21 protein-coding genes and 1 pseudogene are annotated in these 23742 nt (G+C 64.1%); all 22 read right to left on the bottom strand.

Annotated features, from left to right (window positions below):
* Window positions 1-573 (bottom strand): HAMP domain-containing protein (locus tag P8Y64_00915; GenBank protein MEJ2059037.1); only part of this gene is annotated, 573 nt, incomplete at its 3' end.
* A gap of 355 nt (window positions 574-928) precedes the next feature.
* Window positions 929-1606, bottom strand: a complete 678-nt coding sequence (locus tag P8Y64_00910) for a flagellar hook-length control protein FliK (GenBank protein ID MEJ2059036.1) — start codon at window positions 1604-1606, stop codon at window positions 929-931.
* Window positions 1607-2088: 482 nt separating this feature from the next.
* Complete coding sequence (gene fliJ, locus P8Y64_00905) at window positions 2089-2526, bottom strand: flagellar export protein FliJ (GenBank protein ID MEJ2059035.1); 438 nt, start codon at window positions 2524-2526, stop codon at window positions 2089-2091.
* Window positions 2523-3853 (bottom strand): annotated as a pseudogene (locus P8Y64_00900) (FliI/YscN family ATPase). Before P8Y64_00900 ends, fliJ begins: the two are co-directional and overlap by 4 nt.
* Window positions 3850-4485 carry a flagellar assembly protein FliH gene (locus P8Y64_00895; GenBank protein ID MEJ2059034.1) on the bottom strand — a complete coding sequence of 212 codons (636 nt, stop codon included), beginning with the start codon at window positions 4483-4485 and terminating at the stop codon, window positions 3850-3852. The pseudogene P8Y64_00900 and the gene P8Y64_00895 overlap by 4 nt, the downstream one beginning before the upstream one ends.
* Window positions 4478-5485: a flagellar motor switch protein FliG gene (gene fliG, locus P8Y64_00890; GenBank protein MEJ2059033.1), complete on the bottom strand. Its 1008-nt coding sequence runs from the start codon at window positions 5483-5485 to the stop codon at window positions 4478-4480. Before fliG ends, P8Y64_00895 begins: the two co-directional genes overlap by 8 nt.
* The gene (gene fliF, locus P8Y64_00885; protein ID MEJ2059032.1) at window positions 5478-7181 is read right to left on the bottom strand and encodes a flagellar basal-body MS-ring/collar protein FliF; all 1704 of its coding nucleotides are present in this window, start codon (window positions 7179-7181) and stop codon (window positions 5478-5480) included. The genes fliG and fliF overlap by 8 nt, the downstream gene beginning before the upstream one ends.
* An 18-nt stretch (window positions 7182-7199) precedes the next feature.
* A complete protein-coding gene (gene fliE / locus P8Y64_00880; GenBank protein MEJ2059031.1) occupies window positions 7200-7523 on the bottom strand; it encodes a flagellar hook-basal body complex protein FliE in 324 nt (107 codons plus the stop codon).
* 176 nt (window positions 7524-7699) lie between these two features.
* Complete coding sequence (locus tag P8Y64_00875) at window positions 7700-9031, bottom strand: sigma-54 dependent transcriptional regulator (protein ID MEJ2059030.1); 1332 nt, start codon at window positions 9029-9031, stop codon at window positions 7700-7702.
* A gap of 23 nt (window positions 9032-9054) precedes the next feature.
* The gene (locus tag P8Y64_00870) at window positions 9055-10275 is read right to left on the bottom strand and encodes an ATP-binding protein (GenBank protein ID MEJ2059029.1); all 1221 of its coding nucleotides are present in this window, start codon (window positions 10273-10275) and stop codon (window positions 9055-9057) included.
* A gap of 83 nt (window positions 10276-10358) precedes the next feature.
* Window positions 10359-11813: a sigma-54 dependent transcriptional regulator gene (locus P8Y64_00865; GenBank protein ID MEJ2059028.1), complete on the bottom strand. Its 1455-nt coding sequence runs from the start codon at window positions 11811-11813 to the stop codon at window positions 10359-10361.
* Window positions 11814-12097: 284 nt separating this feature from the next.
* Window positions 12098-12658 (bottom strand): PilZ domain-containing protein, encoded by a 561-nt coding sequence (locus P8Y64_00860; protein MEJ2059027.1) that lies wholly within the window; start codon window positions 12656-12658, stop codon window positions 12098-12100.
* A 28-nt stretch (window positions 12659-12686) separates the two neighbouring features.
* Window positions 12687-13022, bottom strand: coding sequence for a hypothetical protein (locus P8Y64_00855; protein MEJ2059026.1), 336 nt, complete (start codon window positions 13020-13022; stop codon window positions 12687-12689).
* Window positions 13019-13435 carry a flagellar export chaperone FliS gene (fliS, locus tag P8Y64_00850; GenBank protein MEJ2059025.1) on the bottom strand — a complete coding sequence of 139 codons (417 nt, stop codon included), beginning with the start codon at window positions 13433-13435 and terminating at the stop codon, window positions 13019-13021. Before fliS ends, P8Y64_00855 begins: the two co-directional genes overlap by 4 nt.
* A gap of 83 nt (window positions 13436-13518) precedes the next feature.
* Window positions 13519-14949: a flagellar filament capping protein FliD gene (gene fliD / locus P8Y64_00845; GenBank protein ID MEJ2059024.1), complete on the bottom strand. Its 1431-nt coding sequence runs from the start codon at window positions 14947-14949 to the stop codon at window positions 13519-13521.
* 23 nt (window positions 14950-14972) lie between these two features.
* A complete protein-coding gene (locus P8Y64_00840; GenBank protein MEJ2059023.1) occupies window positions 14973-15347 on the bottom strand; it encodes a flagellar protein FlaG in 375 nt (124 codons plus the stop codon).
* A 96-nt stretch (window positions 15348-15443) separates the two neighbouring features.
* A complete protein-coding gene (locus P8Y64_00835) occupies window positions 15444-16844 on the bottom strand; it encodes a flagellin (protein ID MEJ2059022.1) in 1401 nt (466 codons plus the stop codon).
* Between the two features lie 272 nt (window positions 16845-17116).
* Window positions 17117-18391 carry a methyl-accepting chemotaxis protein gene (locus P8Y64_00830; GenBank protein ID MEJ2059021.1) on the bottom strand — a complete coding sequence of 425 codons (1275 nt, stop codon included), beginning with the start codon at window positions 18389-18391 and terminating at the stop codon, window positions 17117-17119.
* A 137-nt stretch (window positions 18392-18528) separates the two neighbouring features.
* Window positions 18529-19731, bottom strand: coding sequence for a flagellar hook-associated protein FlgL (gene flgL, locus P8Y64_00825; protein ID MEJ2059020.1), 1203 nt, complete (start codon window positions 19729-19731; stop codon window positions 18529-18531).
* A 5-nt stretch (window positions 19732-19736) separates the two neighbouring features.
* Window positions 19737-21656: a flagellar hook-associated protein FlgK gene (flgK, locus tag P8Y64_00820; GenBank protein MEJ2059019.1), complete on the bottom strand. Its 1920-nt coding sequence runs from the start codon at window positions 21654-21656 to the stop codon at window positions 19737-19739.
* 37 nt (window positions 21657-21693) lie between these two features.
* The gene (gene flgJ, locus P8Y64_00815) at window positions 21694-22626 is read right to left on the bottom strand and encodes a flagellar assembly peptidoglycan hydrolase FlgJ (GenBank protein ID MEJ2059018.1); all 933 of its coding nucleotides are present in this window, start codon (window positions 22624-22626) and stop codon (window positions 21694-21696) included.
* Between the two features lies 1 nt (window position 22627).
* Window positions 22628-23728, bottom strand: a complete 1101-nt coding sequence (locus tag P8Y64_00810; protein MEJ2059017.1) for a flagellar basal body P-ring protein FlgI — start codon at window positions 23726-23728, stop codon at window positions 22628-22630.
* Between the last annotated feature and the right edge of the window lie 14 nt (window positions 23729-23742).

The raw sequence follows: 23742 nt of genomic DNA, 5'->3' as shown, positions 1-23742 counted from the left end.
ACGGTTGGTGTCCTCGCTGGTGGCGGACAGCTCCTCGGCCGCGGCCGCCAGCTGCGCCGTCGAACCCGCCACCTGGCCCACCAGTCCCTGAATACGTTCCACAAAACGGTTGAAGGCGTTGCCGAGTTGATCAAGCTCGTCGCGACTGCCCTTGAGCGGCATGCGCTGGGTGAGATCACCCTCGCCGGCGGCGATGTCCTCCATGATCAGCGTGACACCGTTCAGACGGCTCACCACCATCCACACCATAAAGGCCACCAGGCCGCCGCCCAGCACCAGCGCCAGGATATTGAGCACCGCGCTCCAGAAGATGGTGTTCTCGAATTTCGCATGCAGCACGGTATCGTCCGCCCGCATCTGTTTGGAAAGCGTGGCTTCGACCTTTTGCAGATTGATGCGAATGCGGCGCCAGTCGGGATGCGCGTCGTGCATCAGCACCTGCTGGGCCTGCTCGTACTGGCCGTGCTGCGCCATCTCCAAGGCCTGCAGGCGCTGTGCCTTGTTGCGCATCCACAGCGTACCGATCTCGCCGAGCTGGTCGCGAATCTCCGATCCCTTAGGCGCCAGTGCCATCGCCTGCTGATAAGCTTTGTCGAACTTGGCGATGGACGCTTCGCGCTTTGCATGATCCCCTGCTGATAATTGCTCATGGCGGCACGCTGGCCGGTCACTGAGACCACCAATGCGGTAACCACCAGGACGCTTGCAAAAACGATGACTCCCAACAGTTTTGCCTTGATCGTGCGAGGCAGAATTTTCATGCTCAACTCCTGAAAACGTTTCGGGTATAAATGCCCGGACGTATTAATCGTTATGGTTATGGGCAAACCGGGCGCTGCTGCTCCCTGCGCAGTGCTAATCGTTCTAACGTTCGTGGAAGGTATCGGCCCGAAGCGGCAAAGGTTTACCTCGAATGCCGTGCGGCTGTTCAGACGTAGGTATCGAACAGTCCGCGCCGGTAGATCCGCCAGCCGGCCCCGACATCCGGCTCCGCCCCGCCGCCCTCGGCGCCGGTGCCGGCCGACCAGGACGGCGTGGACGACCAGGGGCCCGGCTGCGACTGCGCACCACCCTGCTGAAACGCCTGCTGGCCGCCTGTCCCCTGCTGGTTGAGATCCACACTGACGCTGACCGTCTGCTGACCGCCCTGACCCAGCAGGTCACGCAGATGCGAAGCGGTCGCCTCCAACGCGCTACGCACCGAGGGATGGTGCGTCTGGAACAGGACCTGGGTTTGGTCCCCGTTGACGTGGACGTGCACGGACAGCGGCCCGAGCTGCGGCGGGTTGAGATGCATTTGCACGGCGTGCTGGCCCTGTCCGGTCATCCAGCTGATCTGTTCGCCCACGGCCTGGGAAAATGCCGGATGCCCCACCGGCACGCTAACAGTGGCCTGTGACGCGGCGGTCGGCACGGGCATGGGCGTCGCGGCCTGCCCGTTGGACACCGCGGCCGTTTGTACCGCGGACAAAGTCGGGGCGAACGGCTGCGGCAGAGTATGGCCGGCAGACGTCGAACCGCCCGCCTTGGCGGCCTCGCCCGATGCCGGCGTGCCGGCGGCTTCCAACAACCGGTCCGCCCCGCCTTCATCCGTGAGCGTCGGCATGGACGGTCCACCGGCGGCAGTCGCCGCGCCCTTATGAATATCGTCAGCCTGCGGCTTCGCGGTTGAGCCGGTTTGTGCCGAGCCAGGCGCAGGATGAGGAGTGACCGGCAAAGCGAGCGGCAGAATCGGATTCGCGGACGGCAAGTTCTTGCCGTTGTTCGAGGTATCGTCTTTTGCGGTTTGCCGCGATGCCGGATCGGAATCCCGGGGCGTGGCCGCCGTATCCTGCCCGTCCTTTTCGTTTGCCCGACCGTTTGCCGCCTGATGGAATGTCTTGCCGAAATCCTTGCCGGACGGCCTATGTGCGGGTTTTGCCGACGCCTGCGGTGACGTGTCGTGTGACGTCGCCTGGACGGACGGTTTACCGCCGGCATCGGGCGCGGATGCAAACTGCGAAGATGAAACGGGGGTTGCCAAGATTGCCACTCGTACGTGTTGTTGATGTCCGAGTGGACTAATGCAAAGGGCGTGCCGCTGCCCGGTTACTCTCCCTTGTTCCCGGCGTGATGACGCGCAGCGAATTCGTCCGACTGCTGTTGCTCGCGGCGCTGTTCCTGACGCTCGGCATCGCGTCGATATTGCTCGATGACCTGGGTCAGCGCCGTATGCCGGGTGTGGGTGGCCAGCCATGCCTCGCGCCCGAGCGCCAGCGCGGCTTCCGCCTCGAGCACCACCATGCGCTGTTGTTCGATGGCGTCTCCGAGACGCAACATGAACTCCCGCAGCCCCTGCAGCTCGGCCAGATTGAAACTGCCTTGTGCACGGTCCTCGGCATACTCGCCGTCCCAGGCCTGCAACTCGACCAGGCGTTCCCGCGCCTCGTTGACGCGGCGCTGCAACTCGTTCAATTGCCGGGCGGCGGCACGCTCCTCGCGTGCCGCAATCTCCTTGACCGGCTCGAGACGTTTGGCGCGCGTCACGCCAGCGTCTGCGTTGTAGTGTAATCCGCCAACGGCCGCTGCGGGGCGTCAGCCGAAGGGACATCCCCCGCCTGCAGGCCGGACTCGTCCGCTTTCGCCGGGGCGAACAATTCGCAAACCTGCTGGACGCTGTTCGCGTAATCGACCGCCTCGTGCATGTCCTGGCGCAGGAAGTCTTCCAGCCGCGGGTAGATATCCATGGCTTCGTCGACCTGCGGATCGTTGCCACGCTGATAGGCGCCGACGCTGATCAGATCGCGATGCCGTGCATAGGTGGAATAGACCTGCTTGAAACGTCGTGCCAGCAACAGGTGCTCGCGGTCGACCACGTCGTGCATGATGCGGCTGACGGAGGATTCGATATCGATGGCGGGATAACGGCCGCCGTCGGCGATCTGGCGCGACAACACCACATGACCGTCGAGAATCGCGCGCGCCGAATCGGCGATCGGATCGTTGTGATCGTCGCCCTCGGTCAGCACGGTGTAGAAGGCCGTGATCGAACCGCCGTCGGCGCGGCTGCCGTTGCCCGCCCGTTCGACCAGTTGCGGCAGCTTGGCGAACACCGAGGGGGTATAACCCTTGGTGACCGGCGGCTCACCGATGGCCAGCGCGATCTCGCGTTGCGCCTGTGCGAAGCGCGTCAACGAATCGATCAACAGCAGCACCTTGAGCCCCCGGTCGCGAAAATATTCCGCGATCGCGGTGGCGTACCAGGCGCCGTGCAGACGCGCCAATGGCGGATCGTCCGCCGGCGAGGCCACCACCACGGAACGCTGAAGCCCCTCGGAGCCGAGGCTGTTGCGCACGAACTCGTTCACCTCGCGGCCGCGCTCACCGATCAAACCGACCACCGTTATGTCGGCGCTGGTGTAGCGGGTCATCATGCCGAGCAATACGCTCTTTCCCACGCCGCTGCCGGCGAACAGGCCCATGCGTTGTCCCCGACCCACGCTGAGCAGACCAGCGGCCGCCCTACGCCGTCCACCACCCGGCCCCGCATTTCATGGCCGACCGCAACGGAGTGATCCGTGCCCAACGGTACGACCCGGGCATCCGGCGTCAGGCCGTGGACATGATCGACCGGCATCAAAAAGGTGTTTCCGCCGGAAAACCCCACGACCTCGGCCTCGATCCGCGCACCGCGATCGGAAACGATCTCGCAGCGTCCGCCGAGCGGCACCTGCAGGCCGACCGCTTCCAGGGTCAGCCCGACGATGCGGGTCAGGCGCCCTTCAGCAACCACGCCGCCCGCCAGGCGGGCGCGGGCGCCGGCCTTGTCCAGGGTCTCCAGCCAGTGCTGCGGACGCAGCGCGGGGACCTTCATCCCCCGCCTCCCGTGCGCGCATCCCCCCATACCGAGGCGATGACCTGGTTCAGGCGGTGCTCCAGCGTGGCGTCCACCCGGCTGACGTCGGTGTCGATCCGGCACCCGCCGCGGGTGAGGGCCGGGTCCTCCACGATCCGCCAGGCCCGCTCCTGCGCCGTATCCGACAATACTTCGCGCACCAGCTGGGCGTCGTCGGGATGCATGACCACCCGGATATCGTTCGAATGCGACGGCAGCACACCCAGCGCCTCGCGCACCACCGCGACGATTTCGTCGGGCGAGGTCTGCAGTTCGCGCCGCACCAGTTGCCGGGCGACGGTCACGGCCAGTGTGACGAGTTCCTGCTCAACCTGCTCGTCGGCGGTTTCCAGCGGCCGGGCCAGACTGTGCAGCAACTGATCGAGCTGATCGATCCGGGCGTGGATTTCCTGTTCCCCGGCCTGCAACCCGGCCTCGCGGCCTGCCTGATAGCCTTCTTCATAGGCATCCGACTGAATCTGTTCAAGATGTTCGGCGGTGGGCGGTTGCAGCGACGCCTGTTCCTCGGCGCTCGTACCCCCGGCGGCCACCGTCGGCACCTGCCAAAGGGAAACGACCGTATCGTCCTGCGCCTGTATGACCTTAGACATACTCGTCGCCGCCCTTGCCGCCGAGACTGATCTCGCCGGCGTCGGCCATGCGCCTGGCCACCGCCAGAATCTCCTTTTGCGCAGCCTCCACGTCGCTCAGGCGCACCGGGCCCTTGGCCTCGAGGTCGTCGCGCAGCATCTCCGCCGCGCGCTTGGACATGTTCTTGAAGATCTTCTCGCGCAGCGCTTCCTCCGCCCCCTTGAGCGCCACCACCAGGGTTTCCGTCGAGACCTCGCGCAACAGGGTCTGAATGCCGCGATCGTCGATTTCGACCAGGTTGTCGAACACGAACATCAGTTCCTCTATCTCCTCGGCGACGGAGGGGTCCGATTCGGAGACCTTTTCCAGGATGGAGGTCTCCGCACTGGATTCGAGATAGTTGAGGATGTTGGCCGCGCTCTTGAGTCCGCCCACGGTCGACGACTTGACGCTGGTGTTGCCGGAGAATTGACGTTCCAGCACCTCGTCGAGTTCGCGCAGGGCATTCGGCTGCACCGTCTCCAGGGTCGCGATACGCAGGACGATGTCGGAACGGACGTTCTCCGGCAGGTGCATGAGCACCTCGGCCGACTGGTCGGCGTCCAGGTGACTGAGGACGATGGCGATGATCTGCGGATGTTCGAGCCGGATGATCTCGGTGATCGCCCGCGCATCCAGCCACTTGAGCTGGTCGAGGCCGCTGGTGTTCTGGCCAGCCAGGATACGGTCGATGATGCCGCTGGCCTTGTCCTCGCCCAGCGCCTGCACCAGCACGCTGCGCAGGTAGTCGTCGTTGCCGATGCCCAGCGCGGTCTGGTCGCCCGCCGACTCGTTGAACAGGGTCAATACGTCATGGACCGTGGCGCGCGTCACCTGGCTCAAGGACGCCATGGCGGAACCGATCTTCTGCACCTCGCGCGGGCCCATGTGCTTGAGCACCATGGCGGCGTCCTGTTCGCCCAGGCTCATGAGCAGGATTGCGGCGCGCTCGGCGCCGTTCATAGCCAGCGCCTCACTCATCCTTGGCCAACCAGGTCTTCACGACTTGCGCGACGCGTTTGGGGTCGGATTCCGCCAGGGTGCGCGCCGCCGTCAGCTGCTGATCGTAACCCGACCCGTCCGTCAGGGCGGGCTGAGGCTGGCCGGAGAGGGACACCGTATCCACACCCAGCACCGCTGGCGCCACACCACCCTGGGTAAGGGCGGGAGCCCCCTGCCCCGCGCCCGCCGTGCTTGCAGTAGAAAGGCTGCGCAGCACCGGCCGCAGCACGCCGAACATCAGGAACAGTACCGCCAGGCCACCCAACACCTGCTTGGAAATATCCCAGAACCAGGGCTGGGCCCAGAACGACGGGCCGGCGGGAGCGGCGGCAGTCTGCGGGCGGGCGTCGACCATGAACGGCGCATTGATGACGTTGACCTTGTCGCCTCGTGTCGCGTCGAAGCCGACCGCCTCCTTGACCAGGTTGGTGATATTGGCCATCTCCTGGGACGAGAGCGGAACCTGCTGGGTCTTGCCGTCCTTGCCGACGGTGGACTTGTAATCCACCACCACGGCGACCGAAAGGCGCTTGATGATGCCGGGCGCCTGCTTGATATGCTGAATGGTCTTGTCGATCTCGTAATTGCGCGTCGCCTGCTTGCGCGACTCGAGCATCTTGCCGTTGTTCTGCGTGCTGGTGGCGTTCTGGCCGGTCGCCGTATTCTGGCTGCCGCTGGCCGACTGCTTGGCGGGCTTGCCGGCCGCGGGCGGCTGGTTGGTCAGCGAACCGGGCACGCCGCCGTTTTTGCTGCCGTCCCAGCGGCTGTCGTCGGAGGTCTGTTCGCTGCGCACCACGCTGCTGTTCGGATCGTATTTCTCGCTGGTGGTGTTGATCAGGGAATAATCGAGATCGGTGGTAACCTGGGCGCGTACCCCCGAGGCGCCGACCAGCGGCGAGAGGATATGCGTGATGCGCTTGGCGTAACTCTCGTCCAGGCGGCGGGTGAGCGCATACTGGGCGCTGCTCATGGCGGAACCGGCCATGGCGTCTCCACCGCCCTGGTTGCCGGTGAGCAGGTTGCCCTGCTGATCCACCACGGTGACCTTGTCGGTCTGCAGGCCCGGCACGCTCGAGGCCACCAGGTGCACGATGCCGGCGACCTGCGCCGCATTGAGTTTGCGCCCGGCATACAGATTCACCAGCACCGAGGCCGAAGGCTTGGGGGAATCCTGAATGAACACCGACTGCTTGGGCAGGGCCAGATGCACCTTGTCGTCCTGAACGCTATCCAGGCTCGCGATGGTGCGCTCCAGTTCCTGTTCGATGGCACGGTGATAGCGCACCGTCTCCATGAACTGGCTGGTCCCGAAGGGGCCGGCATTCTTGTTCAGCATATCCAGGCCAGAGGCCGTGCCCTTGGGCAGGCCTTCGGTGGACAGTTTGATGCGGGCCATGTACACCTTGTCGGCCGGCACCATAATGTTGCCGTTGTGGGGATCGACCTTGTACTCGATGCCCGCCGCCTGCAGGGCGTTCATGACCTGCGCGGAATCCTTGTCCGACAGCCCGCCGTAGAGCAGACCGTAGGTCGGTTGCTGCGACCACAGCACGATGGCCACGCCCAGGGCCACGCTGGCCGCCAGACCGACCATGAGACCGAGTTGTCTGAATGCGGAAAGCCCGGCGAAGTTGCCGAACTGGGTGCGCAGTGTTTCGAGGTTGAGCAATGCCATATGAGCCCGGCCGGTTCCTTAAACCTGCATGTTCATGATTTCCTGGTACGCGGAAACCAGTTTGTTGCGCACCTCGGTCATCGCCTCGAAGGAAAGGCTCGCCTTTTGCAGGGCGACCATCACCTGCCCGAGTTCGACATTGGGGTCTCCCTGGGTAAACGAGGTGGCCAGATTGCCCGCATGCTGCTGCGCCTCGTTGACCTTGTCGATCGACTCGGAAAGCAGCTTGCCGAAATCCGGTTTGTCGGCGCCCGGCGCAGCCGTCGCCGGCTGCGCATTGTCGGCGGCCGCGGCCATGGACCGCATCTGGGCCAGCAACTGATTGATCTCGACTTGACTCATCGGTTCGTGATCCCGTTATTTCACTTCCGTTTTCCGCGACCCGCCGGCGATCCGCCACCGGGCGGCGGCAACATCCTGCCGCTGTGGCGCGAATCTCCCATCGATGTCCGCCGTCCCGGTGTTCGCGCGACGGAGGATTGACGCTCGCAAGGTATCAGGCAAATTCAATGCCAACCTCAGGTCGGTACCGCCAGGCCCGCCTCGCGCATCTTGGCGAGCTTGTAGCGCAGGGTGCGCGGGCTGATCCCGAGACGTTCGGCGACCTCCTTGCGGTTGCCGTTGGCGGCGTGCAGGGTGTCGAGAATCAACCGGCTTTCGCGGCGCTTGAGGTCGGTTTCCAGCACCCGCCCCGCCACCGGTTCGGCGTCCTCGGCCGGCGGCGCATCGCGGCGTGAAACCGACTGCAGGCAAATGTCGCCCACCTCGACCCGTTCGCCGTTGCTCAAAATCAGCGCCCGCTGCATCACGTTGTCGAGTTCGCGCACATTGCCCGGCCAGTCGTACGCCAGCAGCCGCTGTTCGGCGGCGGCCTCCAACATCACCTGCCGCCCCGCGTGACGCTTGAGCAGCAACCGCGCCAGCGGCAAGACGTCGGCGGGACGTTCGGCCAGCGCCGGCAGATGCAGCGGGAAGACGTTCAGACGATAAAACAGGTCCTCGCGAAAGCGCCCCTCCGCCACCGCTTCCTGCAGGTCGCGGTTGGAGGTGGCCAGCACGCGCACATCGAGGGGAATCATGCGCTGGCCGCCCAGGCGCTCGACCTCGCGCTCCTGCAGCACGCGCAGCAGCTTGGACTGCAGGTTCATGTCCATTTCGGTGATCTCGTCCAGCAGCAGCGTGCCGCCGTTGGCCTGTTCGAACTTGCCCGGCCGCGCCTCGTGGGCGCCGGTGAAGGCGCCCTTCTCGTAACCGAACAGAATGGCCTCGAGCATGGATTCGGGTATGGCCGCGCAATTGAGCGCCACGAAGGGTCCCTGGGCCCGGCGTGACTGGCGATGAATGATGCGGGCGAAGACCTCCTTGCCGCTGCCGGAGGGCCCGGTGATCATCACGGTGGCCTCGGTGGCCGCCACGCGCCCGGCCAGCGCCAGCAGTTCACGGGTACGGGCATCCTCCGCCACCACCTCGCCGTCATCGGCATCCGCCGGGAACAGCCGCGTCACCATTTCCACCAGCACCGAAGCCTCGAACGGTTTGACCAGATAATCGGTGGCCCCTTCGCGCATCGCGTCCACGGCCTTTTGGATGGTGCCGTAGGCGGTCATGAGCACCACGGGCAGGTCGGGGAAACGCGCCTTGATCCGTTTGAGCATGACGAGCCCGCCCATGGGCTGCATCTGGACGTCGCTGACCACCAGGCCCACCTCCGCCCGCTCCAGGCAACGCAACGCCTCCTGTCCGTCGCCGGCGGAAATCACGTTAAAGCCGGCCAATTCCAGGGTGTCGCACAGGGCTTCCCGCAAATCGATGTCGTCTTCGACTACCAGCACTTTTCGATCGTCGCTCATTTCCTCACCTTCATTCCGATGCTTCAGGTTGCTTCCGGACACTCAATCAAGGGCAGGCGCAGGGTGAAACTCGCGCCCGTCGCACCCGCCTTATCCAACCGCACCTCGCCGCCGTGCGCCTCGATCACGTTGCGCACCACCGCCAGCCCCAGCCCGGTTCCCTGGGTACGGGTGGTAAAAAACGGTTCGAAGATTCTTTCCACTTTATTGGCCGGAATGCCCGGCCCGTTGTCCGCCAGGGTCAGCGACAGCCAGCCGGCGGCGGGACGTGAAATCCTCAGCGTGATGCGCGCCCCGTTACCCGCGGCGTGGATGGCGTTGGTGGCCAGGTTCAGCAGGGCGCCCAGCAGCGCCTCGCGCTGGGCGGCCAGGCAGAGGGCGGCGCCCGGTGCGGACCATTCGATTTCCAGTCGGCCTTCGGCCTCGTCAAGCAGCGGCTTGACCATATCCTCGAAGCCGTGGATCAGTTCCGGCACGCGAACGGGCGTCAACGTCATGGACCGGCCGCGGGCGAACTGCAGCATCTCCATGACCAGGCTTTCCAGATGCTGAACGCGTCCGCGGATCTTGCCCAGCAGACGGTCGCGCTGCGCCTCGTCGAGGTCGCGCCGTTCGAGATGTGGGAGATAAAGCAACACCGAGGACAGTGGGGTACGCACCTGATGCGCGAGACCGGCGGCCATCTCGCCCATGGTGGCCAGCCGGCGGTGGCGGTCGAGCTGTTCGCGCAGGGCGCTGGTCTCGGTCACGTCCTGCAACAGCAGGATCTCGCCGGGTTCGGCACCCAGGGCACGGGTGGACATACTGAGCTTGCGCCCGTTGGGGAGGGTGGCCTCGCCGCCGCGCGGCCCGCCCCGCTCGAAGCGGCGGGCGACGACCGACCATGCGAGGCCGAGCAGCGGGGTACCGAGGAACTCGAATGCGGCCGGATTGGCCTCTGTGATGACGCCGGCGCCGTCCGTGACGACCACGGCGCCGGGCAGCGATTCGAGCAGCCGGCTCAGGCGGTTGGCGAGACGCTCTTTTTCCGCCAGCTCTTCCAGGCGTTCGGAGCGGGCCGCGGCCAGTTCGCCGGACAGCCGCTCGACCTTTTGCTCCAATTCCCTGTAGGAGACGGCCAGTTCTTCGGAAAGCCGGTTGAAGGCGGCAAAGGCCTCAGCCAACCCCTGTTCCTGCGCCACACCCGCCTTCATCAGGGCGGTCGCGGGTGCATAAACGTCGGTTTGCTGTCTGCTCGGATTCATACCCACCATCCAAGCAGAAAGCATACCAATCTTATTTTTTAGTTACTCTTCATATAGTTAAGGTTGAATCAGGCTTTACCGCGTCAACATTCCGTCATCTCGTCGGAACGCGTGATGTCGTACTTACGCAGCTTCTCGACCAGCGTGGTACGGCGCATGCCGAGCCGCTCCGCCGCACGTGCCACCACACCGCCCGCCTCTTCCAGCGCCTGGCGGATGAAGGAAACCTCGAGCTGGGAGAGGTATTCGCGCAGATCGAAGCTCGTCTCCGGGAGCGCGGCGATACCGACCACCGGTTCCTGGTTCGCCGCCGATTCGAGATAGGCAGCGGTCGTGTCGGGAATGCCGACCCGCTCCAGAAACTTGGCGGGCAGATCGCTCACTTCGGCGACACCGTCGGGAATCAGAATCGACAAGCGCTCGACCAGATTGGCGAGTTCGCGCACATTGCCCGGCCAGTCGTATTCCTGCAGGGCCTTCACCACGCCGGCGGACAACATGACACCGCTGCGGCCATCTTGCTTCAGGCGCTGGATGAAATGATCCGCCAGCAGCGGGATGTCCACCTTGCGTTCACGCAGTGCGGGCAGCTCCAGCGGAAACACCTGCAACCGATAGTAAAGGTCTTCGCGGAAGGAGCCTTCGTGGATGGCTTCATCCAGATTGCGGTGAGTCGCGGCGATTACCCGCACGTCGGCGGAAATGCTCTTGTTGCTGCCCACCCGTTCGAAGGTGCGTTCCTGCAGCACCCGCAACAGTTTGACCTGCATGGCCAACGGCATGTCGCCGATCTCGTCGAGAAACAGGGTACCGCCCTGCGCCAGTTCGAAACGCCCCTGGCGGGAAGTGATGGCTCCGGTGAAGGCGCCCTTCTCATGCCCGAACAGCTCGCTCTCCAACAGTTCCGGCGGAATCGCACCGCAGTTGATGGCGACGAAGGGTTTGTCGCGCCGGGTGGAGGAATAGTGCAAGGCCGCGGCCGCAACCTCCTTGCCGGTCCCGGTTTCCCCCTGCAGCAGGACGGTGGCGTCGGTGGCCGCCACGTGTTCGATCAAACGGCGCAGGCGCTGCATGCCCTGACTGCGGCCGATCAGAATCCGATCCAGCCTGTCGCTCTGACCCGCCTCGGATGTATTCACCACATTCGCGAGCGATGTTTGTACCGACTGCAGGGCCCTGGCCTTTTCCAGCACCATGATGAATTCGGAAGAATCGGGCGGCCAGAGCAAGGCGGCCATGGGGTCGATGACACCCTTGACGCCGCGCCGGTCACCCAGGGTGATGAGCGGCAGAGACTCGTTGGTACGCTTGCGCCACGCCAGGGCGTGGTTCAGCATCTGCTCGTCCGCTAGCGTGTTGATGATCAGCGCACAACAAACGGTGTCGACATTCTCATCGAAGCGAACCGGCCGGTAGCCGAGAAAGCCGAGAATCGCTTCGAGCATGCTCAGCCGGTCCTCGCAAGAGTCGGCCAGAATGACGGTTGGCGCTGCCTTTTTCAGTCCCGCGGTATCAAGGTCATCGAGTCGTGCAGACATGGCTTTCACCCTAGGTGTCTAATAATAGTCTTCACGCGGAAGGTCCGTACTCCGCGGTGTCACTTCGCCAAAGCACACTGTCCTGCATGCTGTTTTAGTCAATGTGTGGGACGACTCCGGCCTCAGGCCCTGACCAGGCGATCCGCACACTCACGAAGCGCCCGGGACCTGTTCAAACGGCTGCGTTGCCAGTACCTGGCAACGGGATGATCACAACTTGGAAAGGCTAGCCCGTGGGCTTCGCCAATAATCCGTCGTCATGCCATCCGGTCATGCCGGAAAACTCACACACTGCGACGGCTGGCGATCAGTCTTCGGTGGTGTCTGAAGATCAGCTTGGCAAGACCGTCACGAACATCTTCACTTAATCCCGAAAAGCGCGCCAGTATTTTGGCGGTACCACTTTCCTGTTTTGTGACGGCGTTCACAATTGCGCACACCTTTAGTGGGCGGGGGAAGAAAACATTGAGATAAACCTCCACCAGAACGTGCCGATTTACCTCCGGCAGCTCGGTGCCCTGCCATTCGATTCCATACTCGGAAACGGCGACGGGTGTAGGTTCGGGGACATCCAACTGATGGGCAAGCACCTCGCTCACCAGTTCGAGAACGAGGCTGAGTTTGGAGTCGAGACGGATCAGTTCCTGTGCAATCTCGGGACTGGCGTCCTTGATCTCCGGGGGCTGGTCATCGAGTACCGAAAGCATCCGCAACAGCTTGCAGTTGCTCTCGTTGAGGCTGAGCAGGCGGTCTTCCGAAGGCGGTTCCGTCAGCGGCCGCCAGGCGACCGGCAACGATGCCTGATAGACAACGCCCTGTTCGAGAGGATTATCCACGACGTCCATGCCGGTAAGCATAATGCATGGGCGGCGTTCAGCCCATGACCGTATGACGGTAGGCGACGGCGGCCCGGCGGACCTGATTGGCGTGCCGCATGTCCGAGAACAGCCTCGAGCGTTGACGCTCGATATGCTCGCTGAGGGCGTGGTTGATCACCAGCAGTTCCTGCAACTGGATGCGGACCGCATCGGCCTCATGGCGTTGCAGCGGTTCCTGCAGCACGGATTCGAGTTGCCGGCGCAGCTCAACCTCCCTTTCGCGGATCGTCTGCCACTCGGCAGAACCCTGCGCCGTCTCCAGCAGGGCACGGTAAGCCTCGACCAGGGATGCCAGGCGGGTCACGCGCAGACTGACGCGATTGCTCGTCATAGACCCTGCCCGTCCGCTGCCGCAGGCGCGATCGCGTCCCAACCGGCCTTGATCTCGCCCAGCAGGCCGCTGACCTCGTCCAGCGCCTGCGGATCGTCGTTCATGTTGGCATCGATCAAGCGCCGCGACATGTAGTCGTAAAGCGCGGCCAGGTTGCCGGCAAGCTCGCCCCCGCGTTCGTGGTCCAGATGGATCCGCAGGCCGTCGATGATGCGGATCGCTTCGGGAATCACCTGGGCCTTGCGCATCAGGTCACGGTGCGCCATGGCGCTGCGCGCAGTCGAGATTCTGTCCAGCGCACCGTCCATCAAAAGCTGGATTACGGTATGCGGACTGGTCTCGCCGCTTGCCACATGGCCGGCCAGGCCGACCTGTCGGTATGCATTCAGGGCTTGGTTTGGATGCTGTGTCATGGCTGCTGTCTCTTCGGCTGTCGTGGCTCGGCCACTTCGCTGATGCTCGTCAATGATGTCTGTGGACGGAGGTGCGCTTTGCGTCAACCGCCACTGGAGGAACTGATGCTCGAACTGGTGCCGATTGCCGCAATGCTCGAAAGCTGCTGGGTCAGGTAGTCCCCCGTGCTCTTGAGGTTGGCGACCAGCGTGTCCATCGCGGCGTATTCCTGCAGCAGAGATTGCTGTTCGGCCTGCATCCGGGTATTCAGCCGGCTCAGCTGATCCTGAATATTGCCGAGCTGTGTGTTGATGGTGTCGGTACGCGAGGTCAGGATGCCGCCGCTGCCGGTGATGTTGTCCACCAGGGTGCCAAGCTGCTTGCCGGCGCCCTGCAGGGCGGTCACCACGGCGCCGTAGTCGGTGTTCACCGCGTCGGTCAGCTTGCCGCTGTCCAGGCTCAGGGTACCGTCGGCGTTGGCGGTCACCCCCAGGTCCATGAGCGTGGCATAGCCGGTGCCGGCGCCGGGGATTTTCTGCACCACGCCGTTTTGAAACTGGGAGACCAGATTGCGCAGGGTCGGATCGCCGAGCAGCAGTCCGGCCTGCTTGGTCTTGCTGTCGTAGGACGCCAGCTTTCCGACGTCGTTGGCCAGACCGTTGTAGGCATCGACGAAGGCCTGGACCTTTTTCGTCACGGCGCTGCTGTCCGGCGTGACATCGAGCGACACCGGCACGCCGCTGCTGATGCCGGTGAGATTGAGGGTCACGCCCTGGACGACATCGCTCAGGGTGTTGCTTTGTCCGGTGATGGCGATGCCATTCACGCTCAGCTTGGCATCCTGCGCGGCCGCGGTCTGGCTCACGCCGGAGGTATTGTCCGTGCCGGCATAGGCCAGGCCCGCAAGGGACGGATCGCCGGCGGTAATCTGCAGGGCGTTTTGCGTGCCGCTCTTCGAGGTCAGGGCCAACCGGTAACCCGAGCCATCGTTGACGATGGTGGCCGAGACGCCGAAGTTGGCCTGATTGATCGCCGTCGCCACACCCTGCAGGGTGTTGTTGGAACTGTCGAGCGTGATCGTCTTGCTCGACGTCGCGGCATTGGCCGTGAACGTGGGCGGCGTCGTGCTGTTGTCGTAGCTGCCGAACTGGAAGGTCAGCGTTCCGGTCCCGACGACATCGGTCGGCGCGCTGTAGGATGCGCTGGCCAGGCTTTGCGCCTGCGCCAACTGCGTCACACTGATACTGTAGTTGCCGGCGGTGGCCGTGCTGTCAGTGGTGGCGGTCAACACCGCGCTGTCGCTGGAGCTGGCCTGATAGCCCAGCTGCAGGTCTTTCAGTGCCGACAGGCTGTCGCCGATACTCGACACGTCGCTGCTTAGCGTACCGAAGGCGGACAGCTGTGCATTCAGCGTGCTCGCCTTGTTTTTCAGCGTGGTCTGCTGCGGGCCGAAGTCCGCCTGCAAGAGCTGATTGACCAGGGATTGAACGTCGATCCCTGAACCGATTCCCGGTGAACTGATGGCTCCCGACATGATTCGCTTGTCCTGTGTTGCGTTCAGCCTTCGATTTTGAGGCCGGTGGATGACACCTTCTGGGCCTCATGCAAAGACTGAGCCAGTGCCAGCATGTATTCGGCAGGAATCTGGCGGATGACCTTGCCGCTATCCTGGTCACGCACCTTGATCACCGTCTCGCCGCTGGCCTTGTCCACGCTGAACTCCAGATTGCGGCGCTGGGTCTGCAGATAATCGTTAACCTGAACGACGGCCTGTTCGAGGTTGGCGGTCCCCGATTTGCCGCCCTGCCCGTTCTCCGCCGGCAAGGTCTTGCCGGTATTCGATTCGCCGGGATTCGTGGCCTGGGATTTGGCGGACGCATTCACGCCGGTCAGACTGCCGTAGGCCAGGACGTTGTTGATGAACTGACTCATTGTTAAAGCCTCCCCTGCGTGATCGACAACCTACAGGTACGAATCAGCGGATAAGTGCCGGGGACCCGATGTCCCCGGCACGGTACTACCCTGCCCTTACTTGAGGAGTGAAAGTGCGATCTGGGGCTGGGCATTGGCCTGAGCCACCATCGCCACACCGGCCTGCTGCAGGATCTTCGCGCGGCTCAGCGAAGCCGTTTCGGAAGCGAAGTTCGCATCCTGGATGCGCGAACGGGCGGCCTCGGTGTTCTGAGACGCCGTCTGCAGGTTCGAGATGGTCGCCTGGAAGCGCGACTGCATGGCACCGAGCTGGCCACCGAAACGGCTCAGCTGGGACAGGGCGAAATCCATCGCCTTGATGGCGTTCTTGGCGTCGCCCTCGGTCGACACGCTGGCGCTGTTCAGGGTCAGGGTGTTGCTCGCCGTCACCGAAGCGATACCGACCTTGGCCGCATCCAGGCCCGCGTTGTCGGTCACGGTGATGGAACCGCCGACCTTGGTGTACAGCTCGATACCGGCGCTGAAGGTCTCAGCACCGGCGTTCAACGCGACGTTCGCGCCGGTGGAATCCAGGGCCTGGAAGTCGGTGGTGCTAGCCGCCACCGTGATGTCGGCGCCCGAGCTGTTGGACAGGTCGATGTTGCCACCGTTGTCCTTGGCGGTCACACCGGTCTGATCGCTGTAGGCGTTGATGGCGCTGATCACGTCGGTTTCCGTCGCACCGGCGGCCACGCTGACGTCCACACCGTTGACGGTGATCGTGGACGCGCCGCTGTTGGTGTAGGAGAAGGTGCCCTTGGTGGTGTCGGCACGCTGCGCGTAGACGCCGGTTTCGCTGCTCACGTTGTTGATCGCGGCGGCGACGTCGGACACGCTCGTGGCGCTGCTCAGATCCACCGAGGCGGAGGCGCTGCTGCCCGCGATGGTGATGCTGCCGAGACCGCTGATCTCGGAGGTCAGCACGCTGTTGCCGTCACCGTAGGATGCACCCAGGTTCTGGCCGCGCACGTCCAGGCCCTGCGTGGTGATGGTCTGTCCGGCGTTGGCACCGACCTGGAAGGTCAGCGAGCTCAGGCTGCCGTTGAGGATCGATTGGCCGTTGAACTGGGTGGACTGCGCCGTGCTGTTCACCTGCTGGATGGACTGCTGCACCTCGGAGTTGAGGGCCTGGCGGTCCTGCGGCGAGTTGGTGGAGTTGGCGGCCTGGATCGCCAGGGTACGAATCCGCTGCAGCGAATCGGTGACGGTGTTCAGCGCACCGTTCGCAACCTGGGCGAAAGAGATGCCGTCGTTCGCATTACGCACGGCCTGGTTAAAGCCGTTGATCTGCGAGGTCATACGCTGAGCGATCGCATAGCCTGCCGGATCGTCGGCCGGGCTGTTGATACGCAGACCGGAGGACAGACGGGACAGCGCCTGATCCAACGCACTCTGCGACTTGCTCAGGTTGTTTTGCGCGTTCATCGACGCGATGTTGGTGTTGATTACGAGCGACATGTCTGTAACCTCCGTTACTTGCTAGTCGTTTCGATACACGTTCCGCCACGTGGCGGAGATTCGTCGGTGCAGTCAATGACTGCCTACACCCAGCGTATCGGCCTTAGGGGAGGGAACTTTAGGGACAGGTAAAGAATTTTCTGCGCTCTTTCGGCGACGCACGGCTACGTCGCGGCAAACAAAAAACCGGCGGCCGGCGACACACGCCGACAGACGAAAAGGCCTCCGCTGCGAAGAGGCCCTGTAGCTACGAATGGACTGTGGAGCGTGCTTCAGTCCCGTTTGTCATCCAGCCGGAAGCGCTCCATGATCTGCGTCACATCGATCGAGAGTCTCTCCTGGTGACGACTCTCCTCGGCGGCCTGCATGGAACTCGTGCGCAGCTTGCCGATGCCTTCGCTGATGACCAGCAGGTTGTTGTTCACTTCTTCGGACACGGCGCGCTGTTCTTCGGCCGCCGTCGCGATCTGGGTACTCATGGTATCGATGGTCTTGATCGCATGCGCGATCTCGCCCAGGGACTCCGCCGCCTCTTCCACCTGCTGTTCGCTTCTGTCGGCGTCCTCACGCACGTGCGCCATGAATTCGACCGCCTCCCGGGCACCGCCCTGCAGACCTTCGATCATGGTCTGAATCTCGGCCGTCGAGCTGCGGGTACGGTTGGCCAGCGAGCGTACTTCGTCGGCGACCACGGCAAAGCCCCTGCCCTGCTCGCCGGCGCGCGCGGCCTCGATGGCCGCGTTCAGCGCCAGCAGGTTGGTCTGCTCGGTGATCTGCGTGATCACCTCCAGAATCTTGCTGATGTCCTCGGTCTGCTTTTCGACCCGCCCAATGAGTTCCACGGCCTTGCGCACCCGCCCCACCAGACTGTCGATACCGGTCATCGCCGACGTCGAGGCGAGCGCCCCCTGATGCGACAGTTCCTGGGCATCATGCGTGGCCTTGGCCGTATCCGCTGCATGACGCGAAACCTCCTGACTGGTCGCCGCCATCTGATTCATGGCCGTCGCCACCTGGTCGAGTTCCATGTCCTGTTGCGACAGGGACGATTCCGTTGATTCGGTGATTTCGCGCAACCTCAACACCGACCTGCAGACCTCGTCGGCGGCGTCGCGCACCTGCCCGATCATACTGCCCAGGTGCCGCTGCATGCCGCCGGCGCTTTCCGCGATGCGGCCCAATTCGTCACGGGTGATGACTTCTACGGAATGAGTGAAGTCGCCGTCGGCGAGCCGCTGCAGGTCCTGCACCAGCGCGGCGGTCGGGCGCAGGATCGAGCGCCGCATGAAATACATGAACCAGATAAACGAGATGACGATCGCGACCCCCATCAACGCCATGCTCAGGGAGATCCTGTCCTCGGCGTGCTGCGCGATGGCCTGGATAGCCGGCAGGCTGGTATGACCTTTCTGATAGTGGGCGATGTCATGCAACCCGCTTGATGCCACCCACAGTCCATACAGGGAGGAACCCAACAACAATACCGTTCCCGAGCCTGTAATCACGATCAATTTGTTGCGTAAACTGCTGCCGATGAAACGTATCATTCTCAACCCCGTTCTCCGGCGCGGATCATCGCCAAACCCGCGATGCGTACCGCACCTTTATTTTCGAAGCGTCTCTCCGGACGCTTTTAGGATATTCACCTGCCTGAAACCGAACGCATGTCGATCACCGTTCGTCTTCACAAATACTTGAACAACGACAGTCCCTGCACCTGGAGGTAGGTCTTCTGCGCGGCCTGCAGGCCGGTCAGCTGCAGGTTCAGCTGACTGACCGCCTTGGCGTAATCGAGATCCTGTATGCCTGACTGCGCCGTCTTGAGCTGCACGCCCCAGTCCTGCTGAAGCTGTTGCTGGCTCTGCACGGAAGTCAGCCGTGAACCCACCGCCGCCTGCACATTGACCATTCGTCCCAGACCCTGATCGAGCGCCACCAGACCCTGGTTTATGTTGTTGTGCAGTTTCGCCAGACTGGCGGGACTGCCGGTCGGCGTATTCAGGGTATCGATGACGTTCTGCACCGTCTGAAACAGATCCTGCTGCTGGCTGGGCGCGATGGTGAAAATGTCGCCTGCCGCCGGTGCGCCTTTGATGGATGTCTGGATCCCGGCAAAGCTGATCGATTCGCCGCCTTGATAGGTCTGATTGCTGAGCAGCGTGGTACCGGTCGTGGTATCGACCACGTTATAGGTATTGCCGTTCACGAACTGCAGCTGATAGGTGTCGTGCGTATAGGCAGAGGCATCGATCACCTGCCCGGGGTCGATGACGCCGGTGCCGGTGTTGGTCGCCGCAGCGGTCGCGGTGAAATCGCCGTTGCCGTTGAGGATCTGCATGAACACGCTGCTGCCGGGATCGTTGGTGGCTAGTGTGCGGTTGGCGTCGATCTGCAAAAAACGCTGGGCATTGTCGCCCGCATAGGCAAACCCACCACCGGGTTTGATGGAAAACGGCTGCGTGGTGGTTTGTGAGCCGGCGAAAATGTATTCGCCGTTTGCATCGCGGGTATTGCCCAGGGAGACCAGCTGCTTGAGCGACTGGCTCAGTTCGCTGGCGATGCTCGCCCGGCTTTCGTCCGTTTGAGAATCATTGTTGGCCTGCAACACCAGGGTACGCACGCGCTGCAGTGCGTTGCTCACCTGGCCGAGCGCACTTTGTTCCAGGTTGAGCCGGGCCGTGGCCGCATCGCCGTTGTGCGTGTACTGGGTATTGGTGTCGATGGCGCTTTGCAGGTCGAGCGCCTGTGCTGCACCCGCCGGATCGTCGGCCGGATTGACGATGCGCTTGCCGGTGGACAGCTGCTGCTGGGTTTGGGCCAGCTGGCTTTGCTTGTCCAGGATCAGGCTGATACCGAGGGCGTAGCTTTCACTGGTCGAGATACGCATGACCGTCAACCTCCGCGCACTGCGGACAACAGGGACTGGAACAGCGTGTTGGCAGTGGAGATCACCTTCGCCGACGCCTGGTACGCCTGCTGATACTTGACCAGCTGGGCCGCCTCTTCATCCAGATTCACCCCCGAAATGGATTGCTGGATGGAGGTTGCCTGATCGAGCAGCGACTGCTGGGTGGCGGCGTTGCTCTGCGCAGCCTGCGTGTTGCTGCCGACCTGCGCGACGAGCTGACTGTAGGTATCGCCCAGCGTGGCGGTACCACTCTGCAGGTAACGCTGCTGCTGGATGCCCGCCAGCGCCAGGGCGTTGCCGTTGTCGCCCGGACCGGTCGCGCCGACCGAAAAGCTGTCGCCCGCCTGCGCCGCACCGCCCAGTGTGACCTGCCAGCCGTTGTAGGCGACGGTCGTGCCCGCCGGGTTGTACGCGTTGGTCACGGTCGCACCGCTGGTGTTGTCGGTCAGGGTGTAGGTGTTGGGCGGATTGTTCAACGTGATGGTCACGTCGTGGCGCAGATTGGGATCGGCGATGTTGGTCACCTGCGCCGTCGATACGGTCGCCGTGCCCGTGTTGGTTCCGGCCGCGGCACTGACCACCGGGGCGGCGGCCGCGACCTGGCGCGGATCGTCGATGGCCAGTCCGATGGACTGTGCGGCCTGCCGCGTCGGCTCGATCTGAAATCGGTCACCGGCGGTGACGGTGCTCGGCACCACAATACTCAGCCCGTCCGCCACGAAGGGATTGGCTGCGGTTCCGGCACCGGTCATGGTCACCGTCTGGTTGGTGGTCGCATTTCTGAGCGTCCAGTTACTGCCGTCGTAGCTGAGCTGATAATCCTTGGCGGTCAACGCGGCGGGATCGCTGATCGACACGCTGGGCTGGCCACTGGTAGCTGCGTTGGTCGGGGCCGAAAACACCTTCGGCGTGGGCACGGTGAAGAAATCGCTGCCGAAAGCGCCGGTCAGATCAACCCCCTGATGCTGCTGGACATTGAACTGCTCGGCCAGACCGACGGCCAGGCGGCCCAGAGCGTTCTCTGCGGGGATCACCACCTGATTGCGGGCATCCAGCAGACCGCCCAGCTTGCCGCCGGCAATCACGTTGCCGACCGGCACGTTGCCGCTGCTGGTCTGGAACACCAGGTCGAGCTGGCCGGGATCGCCACTGACGCCCTGCACGGCCAAACGGGTGGTGTTGCCGCCGACCACCAGCGCCTGGCCGGTGCCGATCATCACGTTCACCGAACCGTCGCTTTGCGTGACGGTCTTGACGCTGACGTGCCCGGCCAGTTGCTTGAGCAGCGCGTCGCGCTTGTCGAGCAGGTCGTTCGGCTGGCCGGCCGGACCATTTTGAGGGGACGAAACGATCTGACTGTTCAACTGCGCGATCTGGGTGGCCAGCCCGTTGATGGTGTCGACCTCGTTGGTCAGCTCGCTGTTGACCTGGACACGGCCGCTGTCGATCTGCTGGTACAGGGTCTGGAAGCGGCCGACCAGGACCTGCGCCTGGCTGAGCAGGTCCTGACGCGCCGGGATCGAGTTGGGATCGTTCGCCACGCCGTGCACGGCATCGAAAAAGCCCTGCAGCGCGGGCTGCAGGCCGGCGCTGGAATCGGCCAGCAGGTTGTCCACCTGCGCGGCGTACTGGCTGTAGGTCTGATAGCGGCTGTTGGCCGAGGTCGCGTCGTTCACCTGGTTGTTGGCGAACTGGCTGACCATGCGTTGCACGCCGGCGATCTGCGTCCCGCTGCCGAGGTAGTAATTGCCCGCCAGCGCCGGTTCGTTGCTGGTCTGATCCACGCGTTGACGGCTGTAGCCGTCGGTATTGACGTTGGCGATATTGTGGCTGGTCGTCTGCAACGCCCGCTGGTAGGCCAGCAGCGCCGAGGTACCGATACCCAGAATATCCGATGAGGCCATGCTTGACTCCGATAGACCGTGAGGCTCTCGCCCGCGTTCAGGTTAACGGCGGCTGTCCGGCATTCTTGATACCTGCGATCCAGGTGGCGAAGGCCGGGCGTTTGAGAATGGATTGGATCTTGTCCGCATAGGCCGGATCGGTCGCATATCCGGCATCCTGCAATGCCTGCAGGTACGCCCCCGGCCGGTCGGCCGCAGCCAGTGCGGCGCGGTAACGCGGTTTGCCGCTGATCAGGTCGGCATAGTCGTCGAAGCAGTCCGCCGGCGAGGCATAGGCGCGAAACGCGGCCTGCTCGCGGGTCAGTTGCCCGTCGCGGTATTCGAGCGTGGCGACCCGGGCCTTGTCGCCCGTCCAACCCGCATCGGTCTTGATACCGAACAGGTTGTGGCTGCTGCGCCCGTCACCGGTCTGCGGGACATGACGTCCCCAACCGGTTTCCAGCGCGGCCTGCGCCACCAGCACGGCCGGGTCGACGCCCAGGCGTCTGGCCGCCCGGCTGGCGAGCGGCATCATGTGCCGGACGAACGCCTCGGGTGTACGCGGTACCTCGCCGGCGGACACGGCCGGCGAGGCCGAAGCGGCGGACGCCGTAGTGACGCCGAGTGACGGTTGTGTGCTCTGCCCCAGGGGCGTCGCAGGCGACACCGGCGTCGGCGCCGCTTCGGTCCCGCCCAGGGCGCGCAGAATCATGGCCCGCAGGCCAAGGCCGCCCCCCTGGGCCATGTTCAGGGCCAGTTGCTGATCGTACAGCCCCCGATACAGACGCTGCTGCTGGCTGCCGAACAGCCCGCCCTGCGGCACGGTGTCGCGCATGGACTTGAGCATCATCTGGATAAACAGGGCCTCGAACTGGCGCGCCGCCTCGACCTTGGCCTGCGGGCTCTGCGCCCGGGCCGCCGTCTCCAGGCGCGTCAGCCCCTGGAAGTCGGTGGCCACGGGGGCCGTGGTCGGCGAGGCATCGTAAGGCATGTCAGATCACGACCAGCCGGGCCCGCAGGGCGCCCGCCTTTTTCAGGGCTTCCAGAATCGCCACCAGGTCGTCCGGGGTGGCGCCCACCCGGTTGATGGCCTGCACGATGGAATCCAACGACACGCCCGGCCGGAACACGAAGGCATGCGCCTTTTCCTGTTTGGCCTTCACGTCGGAGCGCGACACCACGGCGGTCTGCCCGCCGCGCGAAAACGGCAGCGGCTGGCTGACCTGCGGCTGCTCGCTGATGGTAACGGTGAGGTTGCCATGCGCTACAGCGGCCGGCAGCACGCGCACGTCGCTGCCGATGATGACCGTGCCGGTCCGGGCGTTGACCACCACCCGCGCCGGGGCGGCGCCGGGCTCGACCTCCAGGCTTTCCAGGGCCGACACGAAATCCACCCGGTCGCTGGCGGCCTGCGGCACCCGGACCTGCACCGAGGCGGCATCGACGGCCTGTGCGGTGCCGGCGCCGAAGGTCTGGTTGATCGCCTGGGTCAGCCGCGCGGCGGTGGTGAAGTCCGGGCTTTGCAGGTTCAGGGTGATGCTGTCGCCCTGATCGAAGGCGGTCGGCACGCTGCGCTCCACCGTGGCGCCGCCCGGAATCAGTCCGTCGGTCAGCGTGTTGACCTGGGTGCTGGAACCGCTCGCCCCCTGGGCACCGTATCCGCCGACCACCAGATTGCCCTGCGCCATGGCGTAGACCTGTCCGTTCGCGCCGCGCAGCGGCGTCATCAGCAGGGTGCCGCCGCGCAGGCTTTTGGCATTGCCGATGGAGGAGACGGTGATGTCCATGTGCTGGCCGGGCTTGGCGAACGGCTGCAGGCTGGCGGTCACCATCACGGCGGCCACGTTCTTGAGCTGCGGATTGACGTTGGACGGCACCGTGATGCCGAAATTCTGCAGCATGTTGATGATGCTCTGGACCGTGAACGGCGTCTGGCTGGTCTGATCGCCGGTGCCGTCCAGGCCGACCACCAGGCCGTATCCGACCAGCTGGTTGCTGCGCAGCCCGGCGATGCTGGCCAGGTCCTTGACCCGTTCGGCCTGCGCGGTAGCGGCACCGAGCAGACCGGCCAGCGCCAGCAGGCAGCCGAGCAGCAAACGTGCGCGGC

The sequence above is a fragment of the Gammaproteobacteria bacterium genome, assembly GCA_037388465.1.
Taxonomy (GTDB): Bacteria; Pseudomonadota; Gammaproteobacteria; order SpSt-1174; family SpSt-1174; genus JARRKE01.
Note: the sequence above shows the minus strand (reverse complement) of the source record. Positions and strands in the feature narration are given on the sequence as shown.